Source organism: Gordonia sp. L191 (assembly GCF_030077625.1).
Classification (GTDB): domain Bacteria; phylum Actinomycetota; class Actinomycetes; order Mycobacteriales; family Mycobacteriaceae; genus Gordonia; species Gordonia polyisoprenivorans_A.
Genome location: NZ_CP125996.1, coordinates 4,584,328 through 4,598,832, shown reverse-complemented (window position 1 = coordinate 4,598,832; position 14,505 = coordinate 4,584,328). Strand labels below are relative to the sequence as shown.

The 14,505-nt window shown below is 67.1% G+C and carries 15 protein-coding genes; 9 read left to right on the top strand and 6 right to left on the bottom strand.

All coding sequences use genetic code 11. The annotated features are described in order from the left end of the window. The first annotated feature begins 52 nt into the window (after positions 1-52). The gene (locus QNM97_RS20820) at positions 53-661 is read left to right on the top strand and encodes a TetR/AcrR family transcriptional regulator (RefSeq protein ID WP_208793909.1); all 609 of its coding nucleotides are present in this window, start codon (positions 53-55) and stop codon (positions 659-661) included. Between the two features lie 72 nt (positions 662-733). Here QNM97_RS20820 and QNM97_RS20815 read toward each other — a convergent pair whose 3' ends face one another. Both QNM97_RS20815 and QNM97_RS20810 read right to left on the bottom strand, forming a co-directional pair. Then, entirely contained in the window at positions 734-1,657 is a 924-nt protein-coding gene (locus QNM97_RS20815; protein WP_283820133.1) for a MaoC family dehydratase, read from the bottom strand. Beyond that, a complete protein-coding gene (locus tag QNM97_RS20810; protein WP_283820132.1) occupies positions 1,657-3,024 on the bottom strand; it encodes a 3-oxoacyl-ACP reductase in 1,368 nt (455 codons plus the stop codon). Before QNM97_RS20810 ends, QNM97_RS20815 begins: the two co-directional genes overlap by 1 nt. 132 nt (positions 3,025-3,156) lie before the next feature. Here QNM97_RS20810 and QNM97_RS20805 point away from each other — a divergent pair, with 132 nt between their 5' ends. The 6 genes from QNM97_RS20805 to QNM97_RS20780 all read left to right on the top strand — a co-directional run bounded on the left by QNM97_RS20805 (position 3,157) and on the right by QNM97_RS20780 (position 10,730). Next, entirely contained in the window at positions 3,157-4,452 is a 1,296-nt protein-coding gene (locus QNM97_RS20805) for an acetyl-CoA C-acetyltransferase (RefSeq protein ID WP_283820131.1), read from the top strand. Positions 4,453-4,716: 264 nt separating this feature from the next. Further along, entirely contained in the window at positions 4,717-6,411 is a 1,695-nt protein-coding gene (locus QNM97_RS20800; protein ID WP_502874944.1) for a VanW family protein, read from the top strand. Positions 6,412-6,516: 105 nt separating this feature from the next. After that, entirely contained in the window at positions 6,517-7,128 is a 612-nt protein-coding gene (locus QNM97_RS20795) for a GntR family transcriptional regulator (protein ID WP_283820130.1), read from the top strand. Positions 7,129-7,193: 65 nt separating this feature from the next. Next, positions 7,194-8,756 (top strand): MFS transporter, encoded by a 1,563-nt coding sequence (locus QNM97_RS20790; protein WP_283820129.1) that lies wholly within the window; start codon positions 7,194-7,196, stop codon positions 8,754-8,756. A gap of 52 nt (positions 8,757-8,808) precedes the next feature. Continuing rightward, a complete protein-coding gene (locus tag QNM97_RS20785) occupies positions 8,809-9,729 on the top strand; it encodes an ABC transporter substrate-binding protein (RefSeq protein ID WP_283820128.1) in 921 nt (306 codons plus the stop codon). Further along, on the top strand, positions 9,726-10,730 hold the full coding sequence (locus tag QNM97_RS20780; protein WP_283820127.1) for an ornithine cyclodeaminase family protein: 1,005 nt from the start codon (positions 9,726-9,728) through the stop codon (positions 10,728-10,730). The genes QNM97_RS20785 and QNM97_RS20780 overlap by 4 nt, the downstream gene beginning before the upstream one ends. Here QNM97_RS20780 and QNM97_RS20775 read toward each other — a convergent pair. Both QNM97_RS20775 and QNM97_RS20770 read right to left on the bottom strand, forming a co-directional pair. Continuing rightward, complete coding sequence (locus tag QNM97_RS20775) at positions 10,702-11,094, bottom strand: DUF4267 domain-containing protein (RefSeq protein ID WP_283820126.1); 393 nt, start codon at positions 11,092-11,094, stop codon at positions 10,702-10,704. The two genes, QNM97_RS20780 and QNM97_RS20775, sit on opposite strands and share 29 nt — an antisense overlap. A gap of 9 nt (positions 11,095-11,103) precedes the next feature. Continuing rightward, the gene (locus tag QNM97_RS20770; RefSeq protein ID WP_283820125.1) at positions 11,104-11,397 is read right to left on the bottom strand and encodes a hypothetical protein; all 294 of its coding nucleotides are present in this window, start codon (positions 11,395-11,397) and stop codon (positions 11,104-11,106) included. Here QNM97_RS20770 and QNM97_RS20765 point away from each other — a divergent pair. Next, positions 11,390-11,893 carry a TetR-like C-terminal domain-containing protein gene (locus QNM97_RS20765; RefSeq protein ID WP_283820124.1) on the top strand — a complete coding sequence of 168 codons (504 nt, stop codon included), beginning with the start codon at positions 11,390-11,392 and terminating at the stop codon, positions 11,891-11,893. The two genes, QNM97_RS20770 and QNM97_RS20765, sit on opposite strands and share 8 nt — an antisense overlap. 52 nt (positions 11,894-11,945) lie before the next feature. Further along, complete coding sequence (locus QNM97_RS20760; protein WP_283820123.1) at positions 11,946-12,722, top strand: SDR family NAD(P)-dependent oxidoreductase; 777 nt, start codon at positions 11,946-11,948, stop codon at positions 12,720-12,722. 78 nt (positions 12,723-12,800) lie between these two features. On the opposite strand, the gene QNM97_RS20755 is transcribed toward QNM97_RS20760, so the two are convergent. Next, positions 12,801-13,856, bottom strand: coding sequence for a zinc-dependent alcohol dehydrogenase family protein (locus tag QNM97_RS20755; protein ID WP_283820122.1), 1,056 nt, complete (start codon positions 13,854-13,856; stop codon positions 12,801-12,803). A 106-nt stretch (positions 13,857-13,962) separates the two neighbouring features. Further along, on the bottom strand, positions 13,963-14,439 hold the full coding sequence (locus QNM97_RS20750; RefSeq protein ID WP_283820121.1) for an SRPBCC family protein: 477 nt from the start codon (positions 14,437-14,439) through the stop codon (positions 13,963-13,965). Positions 14,440-14,505: the final 66 nt, after the last annotated feature.

Sequence of the window (14,505 nt, the reverse complement as noted above, 5' to 3'; positions counted from 1 at the left end):
ATGATCTGATCCCTGCCGCGTGGCGGGGGTGTGGCGAGTGTGAGGAGCCATCATGGTCGGCGGGACCAAACGACTGCCCCGCGCGGTGCGCGAGCAGCAGATGCTCGACGCCGCGGTCTCGGTGTTCGCCGAGAACGGCTTCCGGGACACGTCCATGGATTCGATCGCAGCCCAGGCGAAGATTAGCAAACCGATGCTCTACCTGTACTACGGGTCCAAGGAAGAGCTGTTCAGCGCATGTATCGCCCGCGAAGGCGGCCGATTCATCGACGCGATGGCAGTCGGTTTCGATCCCAAACTCCGTCAGAGCGAGCAGGCCCGCACGGTGGTGCGGGAATTCCTCCGCTATGTCGATGAGAACCGCGAGTCCTGGCGGGTCCTCTACCGCGTGGCCGTCGGCTCGGCGGCCTTCGCCGACACCGTCAGCACCAGCCGTCGCCACATCGTCGACATGGTGTCGGATCTGATCCGTCGCGGCACCACGGTCGAGGGGGCGCTCGACATCGATTTCGAGCTCACCGCGATCGCCCTCGTCGGCGCCGGTGAGGCCGTTGCCGACCGCATGAGCGAGGGCGACGTCGACCTCGAGACCGCCACCGATCTGCTGGTCGGCATCACCTGGCGCGGTCTGAAGGGCGTCGGAATCCACACCCCCTCCTGAGACGAATCACCGGTAGGAACGCAGAACTCCCGCCCGGCAGTGCCGGGCGGGAGTTCTGGTATCCGTGGTGTCTCAGTTGGTGCGGGTGGTCGCCGTCAGATGCGGATACCCCTTGCGCCGGTTCAGAATCGAGATATCGAAGCTCCCGGCGCCGTAGGTATTCGGCCCGCTCGCTGTGCTCCCGGCGCCGTCCACCCTATGCGTGTAGACGTTCACCTTGGCCGGCAACAGAATTGGCTTACCCCACCGCACCGTGTAGGTGACGGCGTCGGGCAGTTGCGCCTCGACATTGGCGATAGCCGCTGCCGCACTCCACATCCCGTGCGCGATGGCCTTCGGGAAGCCGAACGCCTTGGCGGTGAGATCGCCCATGTGGATCGGATTGCGATCCCCCGAGGCGGCCGCGTATTCGCGGATCTTCGCCAGATCCACTGCGAGCACCGCATCCGGAGGCGGTGGCGCCTGATCCCGCGGAGCCGGCCCGCGCGGTTCGTCGGAGAGGCTGGTGCGTTGCTGCTTGAGGAACGTCGCCACCTGCCGGGTCACCAGCTCGGTGCCGACGCTGATCTCCGAGACCATGTCGACGAGCATGCCCTTGCGGTGTTCACGCAGATTCTCGGCGTGATTCTCGATGGTCAGCGGCTCGTCGATCCCGATCGGACGCAGTCGCGTGATCGTGTTCTCCAGATGCACCGAACCGACTGCGCCGAAAGGGAAGTCGCCGTCGGTCATGATCTTCATGGCCAGCGGGAACTGCAGCACGAACGGATAGGTGATCGGCAACGTCGGGCCGAACTGCTGTCCGGTCGCCCGGGTGTAGGCCAGCAGCCGATCCGGATCGATGCGGATGTTCCCGAGCCGGTAGCGCCGGTCCGGGATGGCCGCGTCGGCGCGGATCCGGGCGGGCTTGCCGATCACCGGGAGCATCGCGGTGACCGCCTTGGAGTAGACGTCGGCGGTGCTCGGCGGCGACGAGAGGGTGATGGTCTTGCTCATCACGCCCCCAGGAATCCCTGGCCGCAGACCCGGACCACGTTGCCGGTGATGGCGTTGGAGGCCGGATTGGCAAAGTAGGCAACGGTTTCGGCGACGTCGACGGTCTGCCCGCCCTGCTGCAGCGAACTCATCAGGCGACCGGCCTCGCGGGTGGCCAGCGGGATCGCGGCGGTCATCTTGGTCTCGATGAAACCGGGGGCGACCGCGTTGATCGTGATGCCCTTCTCGGCGAGCAGCGGGGCATAGGTGTCGACGAGACCGATCACGCCGGCCTTGGAGGCGCCGTAGTTGGTCTGGCCGCGGTTACCCGCGATGCCCGCGATCGACGACACGTCGATCACCGCGCCGCCGGGCTTCAACGCGTCCTTCTCGACGAGCGCGTTGACCAGCTGCTGCGGCGCGATCAGATTGACCGAGATCACCGAATTCCAGCGCGCCGCATCCATGTTCGCGAGCAACTTGTCGCGGGTGATGCCGGCGTTGTTGACGATGATGTCGATACCGCCGTGGCGGGTGAGCGCGTGCTCGGCGAGCTTCTCGCCGGCGTCGGGTGCGCTGACGTCGAGCGGCAGCGAGGTGCCGCCGACCTTGTTGGCGGTCTCGGCGAGGGCCTCACCGGCAGCCGGGATGTCGGCGCAGATCACGTGGGCGCCGTCGCGGGCCAACACCTCGGCGATCGTCGCACCGATACCGCGGGCGGCACCGGTCACCACGGCCACCTTGCCCTCGAGCGGCTTGTCCCAGCTCGCGGGAGCGGTGGCGTCGTCGGCGCCGACCCGGATCACCTGGGCGTCGACGAAGGCCGACTTCGCCGACAGCACGAAGCGCAGCGTCGACTCCAGGCCGGTGAGCCCGGTCTTGGCGTCGGGGGAGACGTAGACGAGTTGCACGGTCGACCCCTTGAGGAGTTCCTTGCCGAGCGAGCGGGTGAATCCCTCGAGGGCCCGCTGGGCGACGTGCTCGTCGGGATCGGTGATGAGTTCGGGGGTGGTGCCGAGCACGACGAAGCGCGCACACGCCGCGGTCGAGCGCATGATCGGCTGGAAGAACTCGAAGAGCTGTTGCAGTTCGGCGGGGGTGGTGATGTCGGTGGCGTCGAAGACCAGGCCGCCGTACTTGTCGGCGCTGCGACCGGTGGTGGCGTTCTCGATCAGTGTGTAGTCGGGGCCCGAGAGGAGCTCACGCAACGGTTCGACGAGACGGCCGGCCCCGCCGAGCAACACCGGGCCGGGGAGCGGCGGCTCGGAGGCCTTGTAGCGCCGCAGGGGCGGCGGGACGGGCAGTCCGGCCTGCTTGGCGATGAACGCACCCGGCCCGGAGTGCACGAAACTCGAGTACAGGCCTGCGGTCGTGGAGTTGGCAGCCACGTGAATCTCCTCTGAATTGTTCTCACGCTCGGTGTGATCGAGGACGCTGCTGGGTGGAGCGCCGTTCGACATCTAACTTACTCTGGAGTAAGAATACGTTAAAGGTACCAATCGACACCTGGGAGATCTCTCGTGGCCAACACACCCAAGACCCGCACCGAGCGCCCGGTTGCGATCCTCGGCGGCAACCGCATTCCATTCGCGCGGCAGGACAAGGCATATGCCAAGGTCAGCAACCAAGACATGTTCACCGCGGCCCTCGACGGCCTCGTCAGTCGCTACAGCCTCCAGGGCGAACGCCTCGGCATGGTGGCCGGTGGCGCGGTGTTGAAGCTGTCGCGTGATTTCAATCTCATCCGCGAGTCCGTGCTGGGATCGGCGCTCTCGCCCTACACCCCGGCCTTCGACATCCAGCAGGCGTGCGGCACCGGCCTGCAGGCGATCACCGCCGTCGCCGACGGCATCGCACGCGGTCGCTACGACGTCGCGGTCGGCGGCGGCGTCGACACCACCTCCGACGCACCCATCGGTGTCTCCGAGGGCTTCCGTCGTGGCCTGCTCGAGGTGAACCGGGCCCGCAGCACCCAGGATCAGGTCCTCGGACTGCTCAAGGCCCTGCCCAAGCTCGGCATCGAGATCCCGCGCAACGGCGAGCCCCGCACCGGGATGTCGATGGGTGAGCACGCGGCGATTACCGCCAAGGAGTTCGGCATCAAGCGCGCCGACCAGGACGCACTCGCCGCGGCCAGCCACCAGAAGATGGCCGCCGCCTACGACGCCGGTTTCTTCGACGACCTGGTCACGCCGTTCCTCGGCCTGACCCGTGATCAGAACCTGCGCGGCGACTCCAGTGTCGAGAAGCTCGCCAAGCTCAAGCCGGTCTTCGGGGTGTCGCTGGGCGACGCCACGATGACCGCGGGCAATTCGACGCCGCTGACCGACGGTGCGTCGACCGTGCTGCTCGCCAGCGATGAGTGGGCGCAGGAGAAGGGCATTCCGGTGCTGGCGTACTTCGTCGACTCCGAGTCTGCGGCGGTCGATTACGTCAACGGCCCCGACGGCCTGCTGATGGCCCCGACCTACGCGGTCCCGCGACTGCTCGAGCGCAACGGCCTCACCTTGCAGGACTTCGACTTCTACGAGATCCACGAGGCCTTCGCCTCGGTGGTGCTCGCGACGCTGCAGGCGTGGGAGTCCGAGGAGTACTGCAAGGAGCGGCTGGGCCTGGACAAGGCGCTCGGCGCGATCGACCGCAGCAAGCTCAACGTCAACGGCTCGTCGCTGGCCGCGGGACACCCCTTCGCCGCGACTGGCGGACGCATCGTGGCCCAGGCGGCCAAGCAGATCAAGGAGAACGGCGGCGGGCGCGCGCTGATCTCGATCTGCGCCGCGGGCGGCCAGGGCGTCACCGCGATCATCGAAGGCTGACGGGATTTCTTCGGCGTGGGATTCCTTCAGCGTGGGGTTCCTCGGCGCAGGATTCCTCCGATGAATGGACACCCCGTGTTGTAACGAAGGCGAAAGTCCCGTAGATATACGGGGTAGCTTCGGTTGAGCTGTCAGACCCCCGACCCGACAGCTCAACCGGAGCGCCTCTCACAGAGGGCCTGATCAGCGTGTAATCGCCGGTCAGGCCCTCGATTGCGTTATGGGGAGAAGCCACCCGGGTCGCATTGACCGGATTTGTTCGGTATGAGTGACAGCGTGGGAACAGTGCGGCGACGTCGATGGCGGTTGGGCGCACGAATCACCATAGGTGTGATTTACGTCATACTCCTGACGTTGTCCATGGACCTCCTGGTCACCTCCGGGCACACCGCCCGCGGTGCGGTCACCGCCGGCCGCGACGTCGGCAACCTGTCCCCGGTGCGTCTGGACCACAGGCTCGACGAGGTGGCACAGCAGGCGGGTGAGCCCGTGCGGCTGCGTACCGAATCCGGCTCGGCGTCCGTCGACCCCGCAGCGCTGGGCGTGATGTTCGACGCCGACGCGACCGCGGTGGCCCTGCAACGTCAGCCGCGTAGTCCGCTCACCCGGTTGCTGGCGCTCTTCGGCCGCACGCACAGCGTCGCGCCGGTGGTCCGGGTCGACGCCGCGCGGTTCGACGAGGCGATCTCCGCTCATCATCGCGATCTGGAACGGTCCGCGGTGGAAGGCGGGGTGCACTACGACGGGGTCCGTCCGGTCGCCGATCTGCCCGCCGCCGGTCGGCGCGTCGACCGTGACGCGGCGCGCGCGGCATTGGCCCGCGAGTGGCTCGACGGTGATGTCGTGGAACTGCCGATGGAGCCGTTCGCGCCGACCGTGAGTGCCGAGGTGGTGCGGGCGACCGTGGCGGGTCCGGCGGCGCGTGCGGTGTCCGATGAGGTCGAGATCACCGGTCGCGGCGGTGTTCGGGTGAGTCTGTCACCCAGGCAGATCGGCGCCATCCTCACCTTCGTTCCGGACGGACGGGGCGGGCTCGTCGCGCACGTCGACCGCGAACGCGGTCGTGCGGCGCTGGCCGCGCTGCGCGACTCCGAGACCCGGCCCGCCGATGCGAGATTCTCGCTAGCGACGGGCCGCCCGCGCGTCGTGCCGGCCCGCGACGGCGCACACGTCGACTGGGACAAGACCTTCGCCGCACTCGAACGCGCCGTCGTCGGCGCCGGGCGACGCACCGCCGCAGCCGTCTACCGGACGGTGCCGCCCGCCCTGTCCACCGAGAAGGCACGCTCGCTCGGGGTCACCGAGGTGATCGGCGAGTACACCACCGGCGGTTTCTCGTCCGCGTCCGGTGAGAACATCCGGCTGGTGGCGGCGGAGGTCGACGGCGCGCTGGTCCTGCCGGGCAAGAACTTCTCCCTCAACACCCACACCGGGCCGCGGGGCACCGCGCAGGGCTACGTCAGCTCGACGATCATCGATCACGGCCGCGCGTCGAACGCGGTGGGCGGCGGTATCTCCCAGTTCGCCACCACGCTCTACAACGCCGCCTACTTCGCCGGACTCGCCGACGTCGACCACACCGAACACGCTTACTACATCTCGCGGTACCCCGAAGCGCGGGAGGCGACGGTGTTCGAGGGCGCCATCGACCTCGTCATCGGCAACACCTCGCGCCACGGCGTCCTGATCGAGACCACGTGGAGTCCGTCGTCGGTGACGGTTCGGCTGTGGGGCACGAGAAGTGTCGAGGTCCAGTCGATCACCGGTGAGCGCTACGCCTACACCGCGCCGGAGGTGCGGCGGGTGCCGCGCGGGCCCGACTGCATCGCGAGTCGCGGCAGCCGCGGATTCACCACCAGCGACACCCGGGTCATCACCGATGCCCGCAGCGGCGCACTGATCAGCCGGCACACCCGGACCGTGCGCTACGCGCCCGAGCCGATCGTGCGGTGCATCTGACGCCGACGGCGCTCGTCCCGACGCCGACAGCGCTCCGCAGTTCGCCGACGGCGCTCCGCAGTTCGCCGACGGCGCCCGACGTATCGGCGCCCTACACTGCAGTGCGTGGATGTGGCCCAGAGAACCGACGATCGTTCCCCCAAAGACCTGATCGCCGAGACGCTGCGCGAGGAAATTCTCGGCGGTGACCTCCCCGCGGGGCAGCGCCTGATCGAAGAATCCATCGCCCGACGCTTCGGTGTCTCACGGGTGCCGGTTCGAGAAGCGCTGGCGCAGTTGGAGTCCGAGGGGTTTGTTCTCACGGTTCGGTATCGCGGGGCCACGGTGGCTCAGGCGCCCCGTACCGACGGCCTCGGCCTGCTCCAGGTGCGGCGAGGGCTCGAGGTACTCGCCGCGCAGTTGGCCGCCGAGCGGCGTGGCGGCGCGAGCGTCGACGAATTGGCTGCGGTCGCACGCTCGGAACGACCTGTACGCGCCGGTGACGGGCCCTCGTTCCACGAACTGGTCGTGACCGGTGCCGGCAACTCGCAGCTCGCAACGATGCTCGCCGACGTCAATCGTCGTGTGGCGTGGGCGCTCGGCGACGATCGACACGGAGCGACCCTCGATCACATGGCCATTGCACACGCGATCGTCAGTGGTGCCGTGGTGCAGGCCGGATTCATGATGGAGGAACACCTCCGTAAGGACGAGGAGCGATTCGCGGCGCCGGATTGAGAGTCGTATACGAAAATGCGGACCAACTTCGCGATGTAACGCAATAGACGCGGTAGTTCACCGTCATGCAACACAGTTTGTATACAACTTTAGAGGTCGCGGTGCTGCGGCAACCCACTTCCACCTCTCATTTGGAGCACACGCTCATGTCCACCACCTCACCTTCGGCCGCGCCGAAAGACGTCCCCTCCGCACCCGAGCCCACCCCGTCCGCAGGCGGTTTCCCGCAGAACGGTCGCGATGCCGTGGCGACGGGATCGCTCGCCGCAGCCCTGGACCGCATCGGATTCACCCGCGCCCAGGGCTGGGTGATCGTTCTGCTGATGGCCGGGCTGTTCTTCGACAGCCTCGAACAGAACTCCACCGGTTCCATGGGCCCGCTGATCAAGGACTCACTGGGGATCGGCAACGCCCAACTCACGGCGATCAACACAGCGACCGTCATCGGCGGGCTCGTCGGACGGCTGGTCGGCGGCTATGCCGCCGACCGGTGGGGCCGGCGGTTCGCACTCAGCTTCAACTTGCTGATCTACACCCTCGGCGGGCTGATCAGTGCAGTGGCCGTCAACTACGAGATGCTGCTCTGCAGCCGGTTCATCGTCGGTGTCGGGCTGGGTGGTGAGTTCACTGTCGGTCTCGCGTTGCTCGCGGAGGTCGTGGCCACGCGCTATCGCGGGTCGGTGCTTGCGAGCCTGAACATCTCGTCCGGCGGCATCGGCAACATCGCCTCCTTCGGCTTCTTCGCGCTGGTCCTCGGCTCGCTCGGCGGCCTCCTCGGTGGCAATACGCACTCCTGGCGCTGGACTTACGTCATTCTCGCGGTGCCCGCGTTGCTGGTCGTCGCGTTCCGCCGCTACCTTCCGGAGTCGCCCCGCTTCCTGGTGGACAAGGGACGCGTTGACGAAGCCAACGAGAGCCTGAACCGTCTTGGTGGAAAACGCCTTTCGGATCTTCGCCGGAAAGGCTCGCCGACCTCGTTCGTGGCCACCACCGACATCCCGGTGGTGGTGCAGAGAGTGTCCATCGTGGAGGTCTTTCGCGGCAGCAACCTCCGCCGTACCGCGGCCATCGGGACAGCGTCATGGATGTCGTTCGGAGCGCAGGTGACGCTGCTGTTCCTGATGCCAATTCTGTTGGTGTCGCGCGGATACTCGCTGACAGACTCGCTCGTGTTCACCATGATCATGAATATCGGCAGCCTTGTCGGTGCGTGCGCCGCAGCAGTTCTCGCGGGTCGGGTGCCGCGGAGGATCACGGTCATGTCGGCGGCCACACTCGGCTGCGCCTCGGCGATCTGTTTCGCCGCCTTCGCTAATTCGGTGGCGACCATTCTCATCCTCGGCGCGGTGTTCCAGTTTTTCACGATGCTGCTCAACACCATGCTCTCGGTGTGGTCGCCGGAACTCTTCCCGACCTCGGTGCGGGCGATGGGCGCCTCGGTGGTCAACGGAATCGGCAATGTGGCGGGGGCGGTCATGCCGTTCGCCGCGCTGTACTTCTTCGGCCTCGCCGGCGTCGCCGGTGTCTTCCTGATGATCGCCGCGATGTACGCACTCCTCGTTGTTGCAGCCCGATTCGGCCCAGAGACCTTCGGGCGGTCCCTGGAAGAGATCCACACCGAGTCCTAGATCAAACCCTTTCCGCACGTTAACGATCCATCCAATTTCGAAAGGTTTCGCAATGCAACGCCTGACCATCAGCGCGACCTCCCACGCTCTGAACTATCTGCCCGCCTACCTCGCCGACTCCGACGGTCTCTTCGCCCGACGTGGCCTCGATGTCGAGCTCATCGCACGCGACCCGTGGACCGGGGTCCTCGATGACCTCGCTGCCGACAGCGCCGAGGTCGCCCTGGGCGGACTGTGGGTACCGGCCATGTACGCCGGTACCGCAACGCAATTCACCACCTTCGCCCAGTTGAATCACCAGTTCCCCAAGGCCCTGGTCGTGCGCACGGACGCTCTCGTCGGTGAGTTCGCCTGGACCGATATGGAGGGGACCACAATCCTCGCGCCCGGCATTGGGGGCAGCGCCCCGTATGCGTTCACCGCCGGACTGATGCGAGAGGCGGGAGCCGATCCGCGATCGGTCACCTTCCTGCGCGATCTGTCGACGCCGATGTTCCTCGACCTGTTCCGCGGCGGACTGGGGGATGCGATCGTGCTCGATCTGCCCAACGCGCTGGCGGCACAGCGCCGGGGCGACGGACACATCGCGGTCGACTACACGGTGTCGGGCGGGCTGGGCCCCAACAGTGTCTTCTACTGCCGCAAGGACCGTTTCGACGAGCTCGTGCCGGCTCTGGGTGCGTTCGTCGATGCCATCGGCGAGGCGATGGATCTGTTGGCGACTGCGTTGGTCGAAGATCTCAGGCCGCTGATGGCCGAGCGCTGGCCCACTGCCGACCCAGCTCACCTGGCGCAGTCCTGCGCCCGGCTGCAGGCGTCCCAGACCTGGGATACCCCGCGCATCGACGCGGCCGCCACCGACCGCTGGCTCCGAATCCTGTTTGACGAGAGGATGATCCGTAAGCCTTTGGCATATGGTGATCTCATCGACGAGTCGGCGCTGGCCGTTTCGGCCGCCCATCCGGTGCGATGACCGGCCAGTGTGTCGAGGGGGTGGCCATCGACGACGAGATGATAGACCACCTCCTCGACCCACTGCGTCTGATGGCTGCGGTGGAGCAGGTGCACATCGATCTGCATTGTGGAGTCGTCGCCAACCCGGTGGCCGCCGACATCGTGGTGCCGGGAGCGCAGGCGGCGGTGCATCCGATGATCGCGGTGTCTGGGGTCGACGGTGTCTGCGTCGCGAAGATCATGACCGACTCACCGGAACGAAACAATCGCGGTGCACCACGCCAACTCTCGACGATCCTGGTCACCGACCTCGACTCGGGTCGGGTGCGCGCGATACTGGCCGGTGGTCGGTTGACCGCCGCCCGTACCGCGGCGGCGAGCGCGGTGGCATCGAGTCATCTCGCGGCCGCGGGCGCCCGTGTTCTCGGGGTGATCGGTGCGGGCCGGCTGGCCCTCGAGCACGTCCGATTTCTGATCGCGCGCATCGACAGCCTCGACACCGTCGTCGTCTGGTCCCGATCCGCTCGGCGGACACGGGAGTTCGTCAGTGCGATCAGCCACTTCGATTGTGACGTTCAGGTGGTCGACGATCCCCGTGAGGTCTGTTCTCGTGCCGACATCGTCTGCACACTTACGCCGTCACCGACGCCGATCCTGCGCGGCGAATGGCTGCGCGCCGGAACGCATCTGAATGTCGTCGGTGCGCCACCCCGGCCGGACCATCGGGAGATCGACGCCGAGGCGCTCCGTCGGTCGCGGGTGATCGTCGACGATGTGGCCACCGCCAGGACCGCCTCCGGGGCCGTCGTTGCGGCCCTGCGGCATGGAGTCGTCGATCCCGCCGATGTTGCCACCGACCTGGGGGCGGTTATCAGCGGAGACGCGATCGGCCGTACCGGGGACGACGAGATCACGATGTTCGTCTCCGTGGGCCTCGGTGCCCAGGACCTCGCGGCAGTACGCGTTCTCCTCGACCTTGATCACGAAACGCTCACCACGGCGCCTGCCCGACCGCGGTGAGAATGCAGGCGCCGAGCAGAACCGCCGCCGTCACCCCGTGGATCCCGAGTGCGCGGGATCGGCTGCCGTGTTGCCCGAGCACGATCAGCATGTCGCCGAGCGGGATCAGCGCCAGCACGCCGAGGAGCAGGGGCACGCGATCGGTGCCGGCAACAAGGAATGCGAGTACCAGAACACCGGATGTCACATCACGAATCCCTTTGACCTGCCACCATCCACGGTCGTGGGGCGACAGCGATGTCGGCAGGCCGAAACCGGCGGCGTTGGTGGCGCTGCGGGCCAGATAGGCGGCGCCGATCACGATGATGCCCAGCGCGATCCCCACACCGATCGCCGCCCCGATCCACCACAGGATGCTGGTCATGGTTGCCGCTCAGATCGCCAGGGCGATGACGAGTGCGGCGAGCGCGACGGTCTGCAATGCGATGCGCGCCGGCATCACCGAGTCCCATCGCTCCTGCAGTTCCTCGGCGTCGGAGGGGATGACACCACTGAGCGCCGCACCGGTTTGCCGTGTGTTGATCGGTTTGGCGACGAAGGCATAGAGGGCGAGCCACACCGTCAATGCGGCCACCGCAACCGTGCACCACAGCGCCGTACCGGAGTGGCCGGTGACGAACGCGGCGATCGTCGCGGCGACGGCCGTCGCAGGGTCCGCGGTGACCACCCGTCGGCTGGCCGATGAGATCGAGTACACGCCGCCGGTGCTCTATCAGCACTTTCCCGGGGGGCGCGACGAGATCGTGACGGCGGTGGCGATGCTCGGATTCGCGGAGTTCGTTGCCTCGGTGTCCGGCGACTCGGTGTCCGGCGAAACGGACTCCGAAGGTCGGGTCGGTGGCCTGATCGATGCGTATCTTGCTTTCGCGCAACGCAACCCGGCCACGTACGAGGCGATGTTCGCCATGCCGATCGCCGCGCGGTTCGCTCACGACGAGACTCCTGAGATCATGCGTCGCGCATTCTCGACCTTCGTCGAGGCGCTCGGTGGCGGGGATGCCCTCGGTGAGGACGTCGGCGTTCAGGTGCGCGCGGAACTGCTGTGGAGCGCGCTGCACGGGGTGTGCGAGTTGCGCAGGTGCGGGCGGCTGGACCCCTCGATGGAGTCCGCGCGGCGGGCTGAGCTCGTCGCGTTGTTCGCGGCCCGGTCCCTTACCGACTGATCGCTCGGGCCCGGGTTGTTAGGCCTGTCACAAGGCGTCGTAGGCTGACGTCGTGGATATCAACGGAGCAAGTGCAATCGTGACGGGTGGGGCGTCGGGCATCGGCGCCGCGGTGGTTCGCCAGCTGGCGGCCAAGGGGGCGAAGGTCATCATCGCCGACCTCAACGCAGAAAAAGGTGGTGAGCTCGCCAAGGAGGTCGACGGCAAGTTCGTCGCCGTGGACGTGACCAAGACCGAGGATCTCGAGAACGCCGTCAACCAGGCGACCGAGCTGGGCCCGCTGCGGGTGCTGGTCAACTCGGCCGGCATCGGCTGGGCGCAGCGCACCATCGGCAAAGATGGTGACTTCGCTTCCGCGCACAACCTCGACGCGTACAAGAAGGTCATCGCGATCAACCTGATCGGTACCTTCGACGCCATTCGGCTGGCTGCCACCGCAATGAGCCGCAACGAGCCGCTGGAATCGAACGAGCGTGGCGCGATCGTCAACATGGCGAGTGTTGCGGCATTCGACGGCCAGATCGGCCAGGCGTCGTACTCGTCGTCCAAGGGCGGCGTCGTCGGCATGACCCTGCCGGTCGCGCGTGACCTCGCGGCCGTGGGCGTGCGCGTCAACACCGTCGCCCCTGGCCTGATCGACACCCCGATCTACGGGGAGGGCGAGGCCGCCGAGGCATTCAAGGCCAAGCTCGGCGAGTCGGTGCTGTTCCCGCGTCGTCTCGGCGTGCCCGACGAACTCGCGTCGATGGTCGTCGAGCTCGTCACCAACTCCTACATGAACGCCGAGGTCGTCCGCGTCGACGGCGGCATCCGGATGCCACCGAAGTAATTCCGGCACAAGCCCTCTCGCGGTCACGGCCGCGTCGAACCCTCGGGTCCGACGCGGCCGTGGTGGTTCTCGGGGACCTCAGGCGTTCATGATCACTTTGAGCGCCTTGGTTTCTGCTGCACGGGAGAACACGTCATAGGCGTCGATGATCTCGCCGAGCCCGAATCGGTGGCTGATGAACGGTTCTGGATCGATACGGCGTTGTGCCACCAACTTCAGTAGTGTGCCAAGCGTATTGGTGTTCACCAGGCCCATCGACATCACGATGTTGGAGATCCAGAGATCCTGGATGGGCAACTCGACGGGCTTGCCGTGCACACCGACATTGGCGACATGGCCTGCGGGGCGGACGATGTCGAGGCACATCTGGAACGTGTCGGGAATGCCGACGGCCTCGATCGCGACGTCGACGCCGAGACCGTCGGTCATCGCCAGGATCTCCTCGCGCCACCCCGACGAGGTCGACACGACCCCATCGGTCGCCCCGAACCGGCGGGCCTGTTCGACCCGGTTGGCGTCGATGTCGACGGCGATGACCCGGCTGGGCCCGTAGAGACCCGCGGTGGCGATGGCGGCGAGCCCGACCGGGCCGGTCCCGATCACCGCGACCACATCACCGGGTTTCACCGCACCGTGGCGGACGCCGATCTCATGGCCGGTGGGCAGGATGTCGGAGAGCAACGTGCCCTGCTCGGGGCTGACCGCCGACGGCAGCTTGTGGACCGAGTTCTCCGCGTAGGGCACCCGCACGTACTCGGCCTGGGTGCCGTCGATGAGATGGCCGAAGATCCACCCGATACCCGACGTGCCCTCGCTGCCCAGGCAGTGCGAGTAAACGCCCTGTTTGCAGAACGAGCATTTCCCGCATGAGGAGATGCAGGACAAGATCACCTGGTCGCCGACGGCCAGCGTGGTCACGGCGTCGCCGACCTCGGTGATTGTGCCGACGCCCTCGTGTCCGAGGATGCGCCCGGGGGTGACGGCGGGAACGTCACCCTTGAGGATGTGCAGGTCGGTGCCGCAGATCGTCGTCGTGTCCATCTTGACGATGACGTCGGTGGGTTCACTGAGCTTTGGGTCGGGGACGTCCTCCCAGGCCTTCTGGCCGGGGCCGTGGAAAACGAGTGCCTTCATCTGGTGTCACCTCACGTGGTCGGTCCCCCCGGGTGTCTCAGGCCCCCGCAACTCACGTTACGTATGCGCGCCCGGACATGGGTACCGATCGGTGCCCGGATGCGTGTCAATATGAGAATTCGCCGGAGGTCCGCGCGCAGTTCAGATGCCGGATCAGGCCGCGCCTACCCGACCACATCATGAACCGGTGGTTGGCGTACAGCACCGGACGGCCGATGCGGATGAGGGTGAGCGGCAGCGGTGTGGTGAGGTCGACGACCTGACGGAACTCGGCGCGACAGTCGTCGGCGGAGGTGCCTGGGTGAATGGTCCACCGCGTCCACCCCGTCAGGTCGCCGTCCACGCGCGCCCGCAGGACGCCGGCCGCGGGGTCGACGATGTCCTCACGCACGTGCACCCGAAGCGATATCGGTAGCAATGACCGCAGCACCGCATCGCCGGAGGTGTCGTCGACCCTCGTCGCCTCGCGGACCTGCGGCCACCAGCTGGGGTAGGAATCGGCGTCGGCGAGCGCGGCCAGCACGATGTGGTGGTCGAAGGGTAGTGGCCAGACGGAGTGCATCCGGAAGGTCCGTGCGCTCACGTCGTCCAGTATGCGCCGAATCGCCGAGGGGCCGGGATCTCGACGGAGACCCCGGCCCCTCGGCTG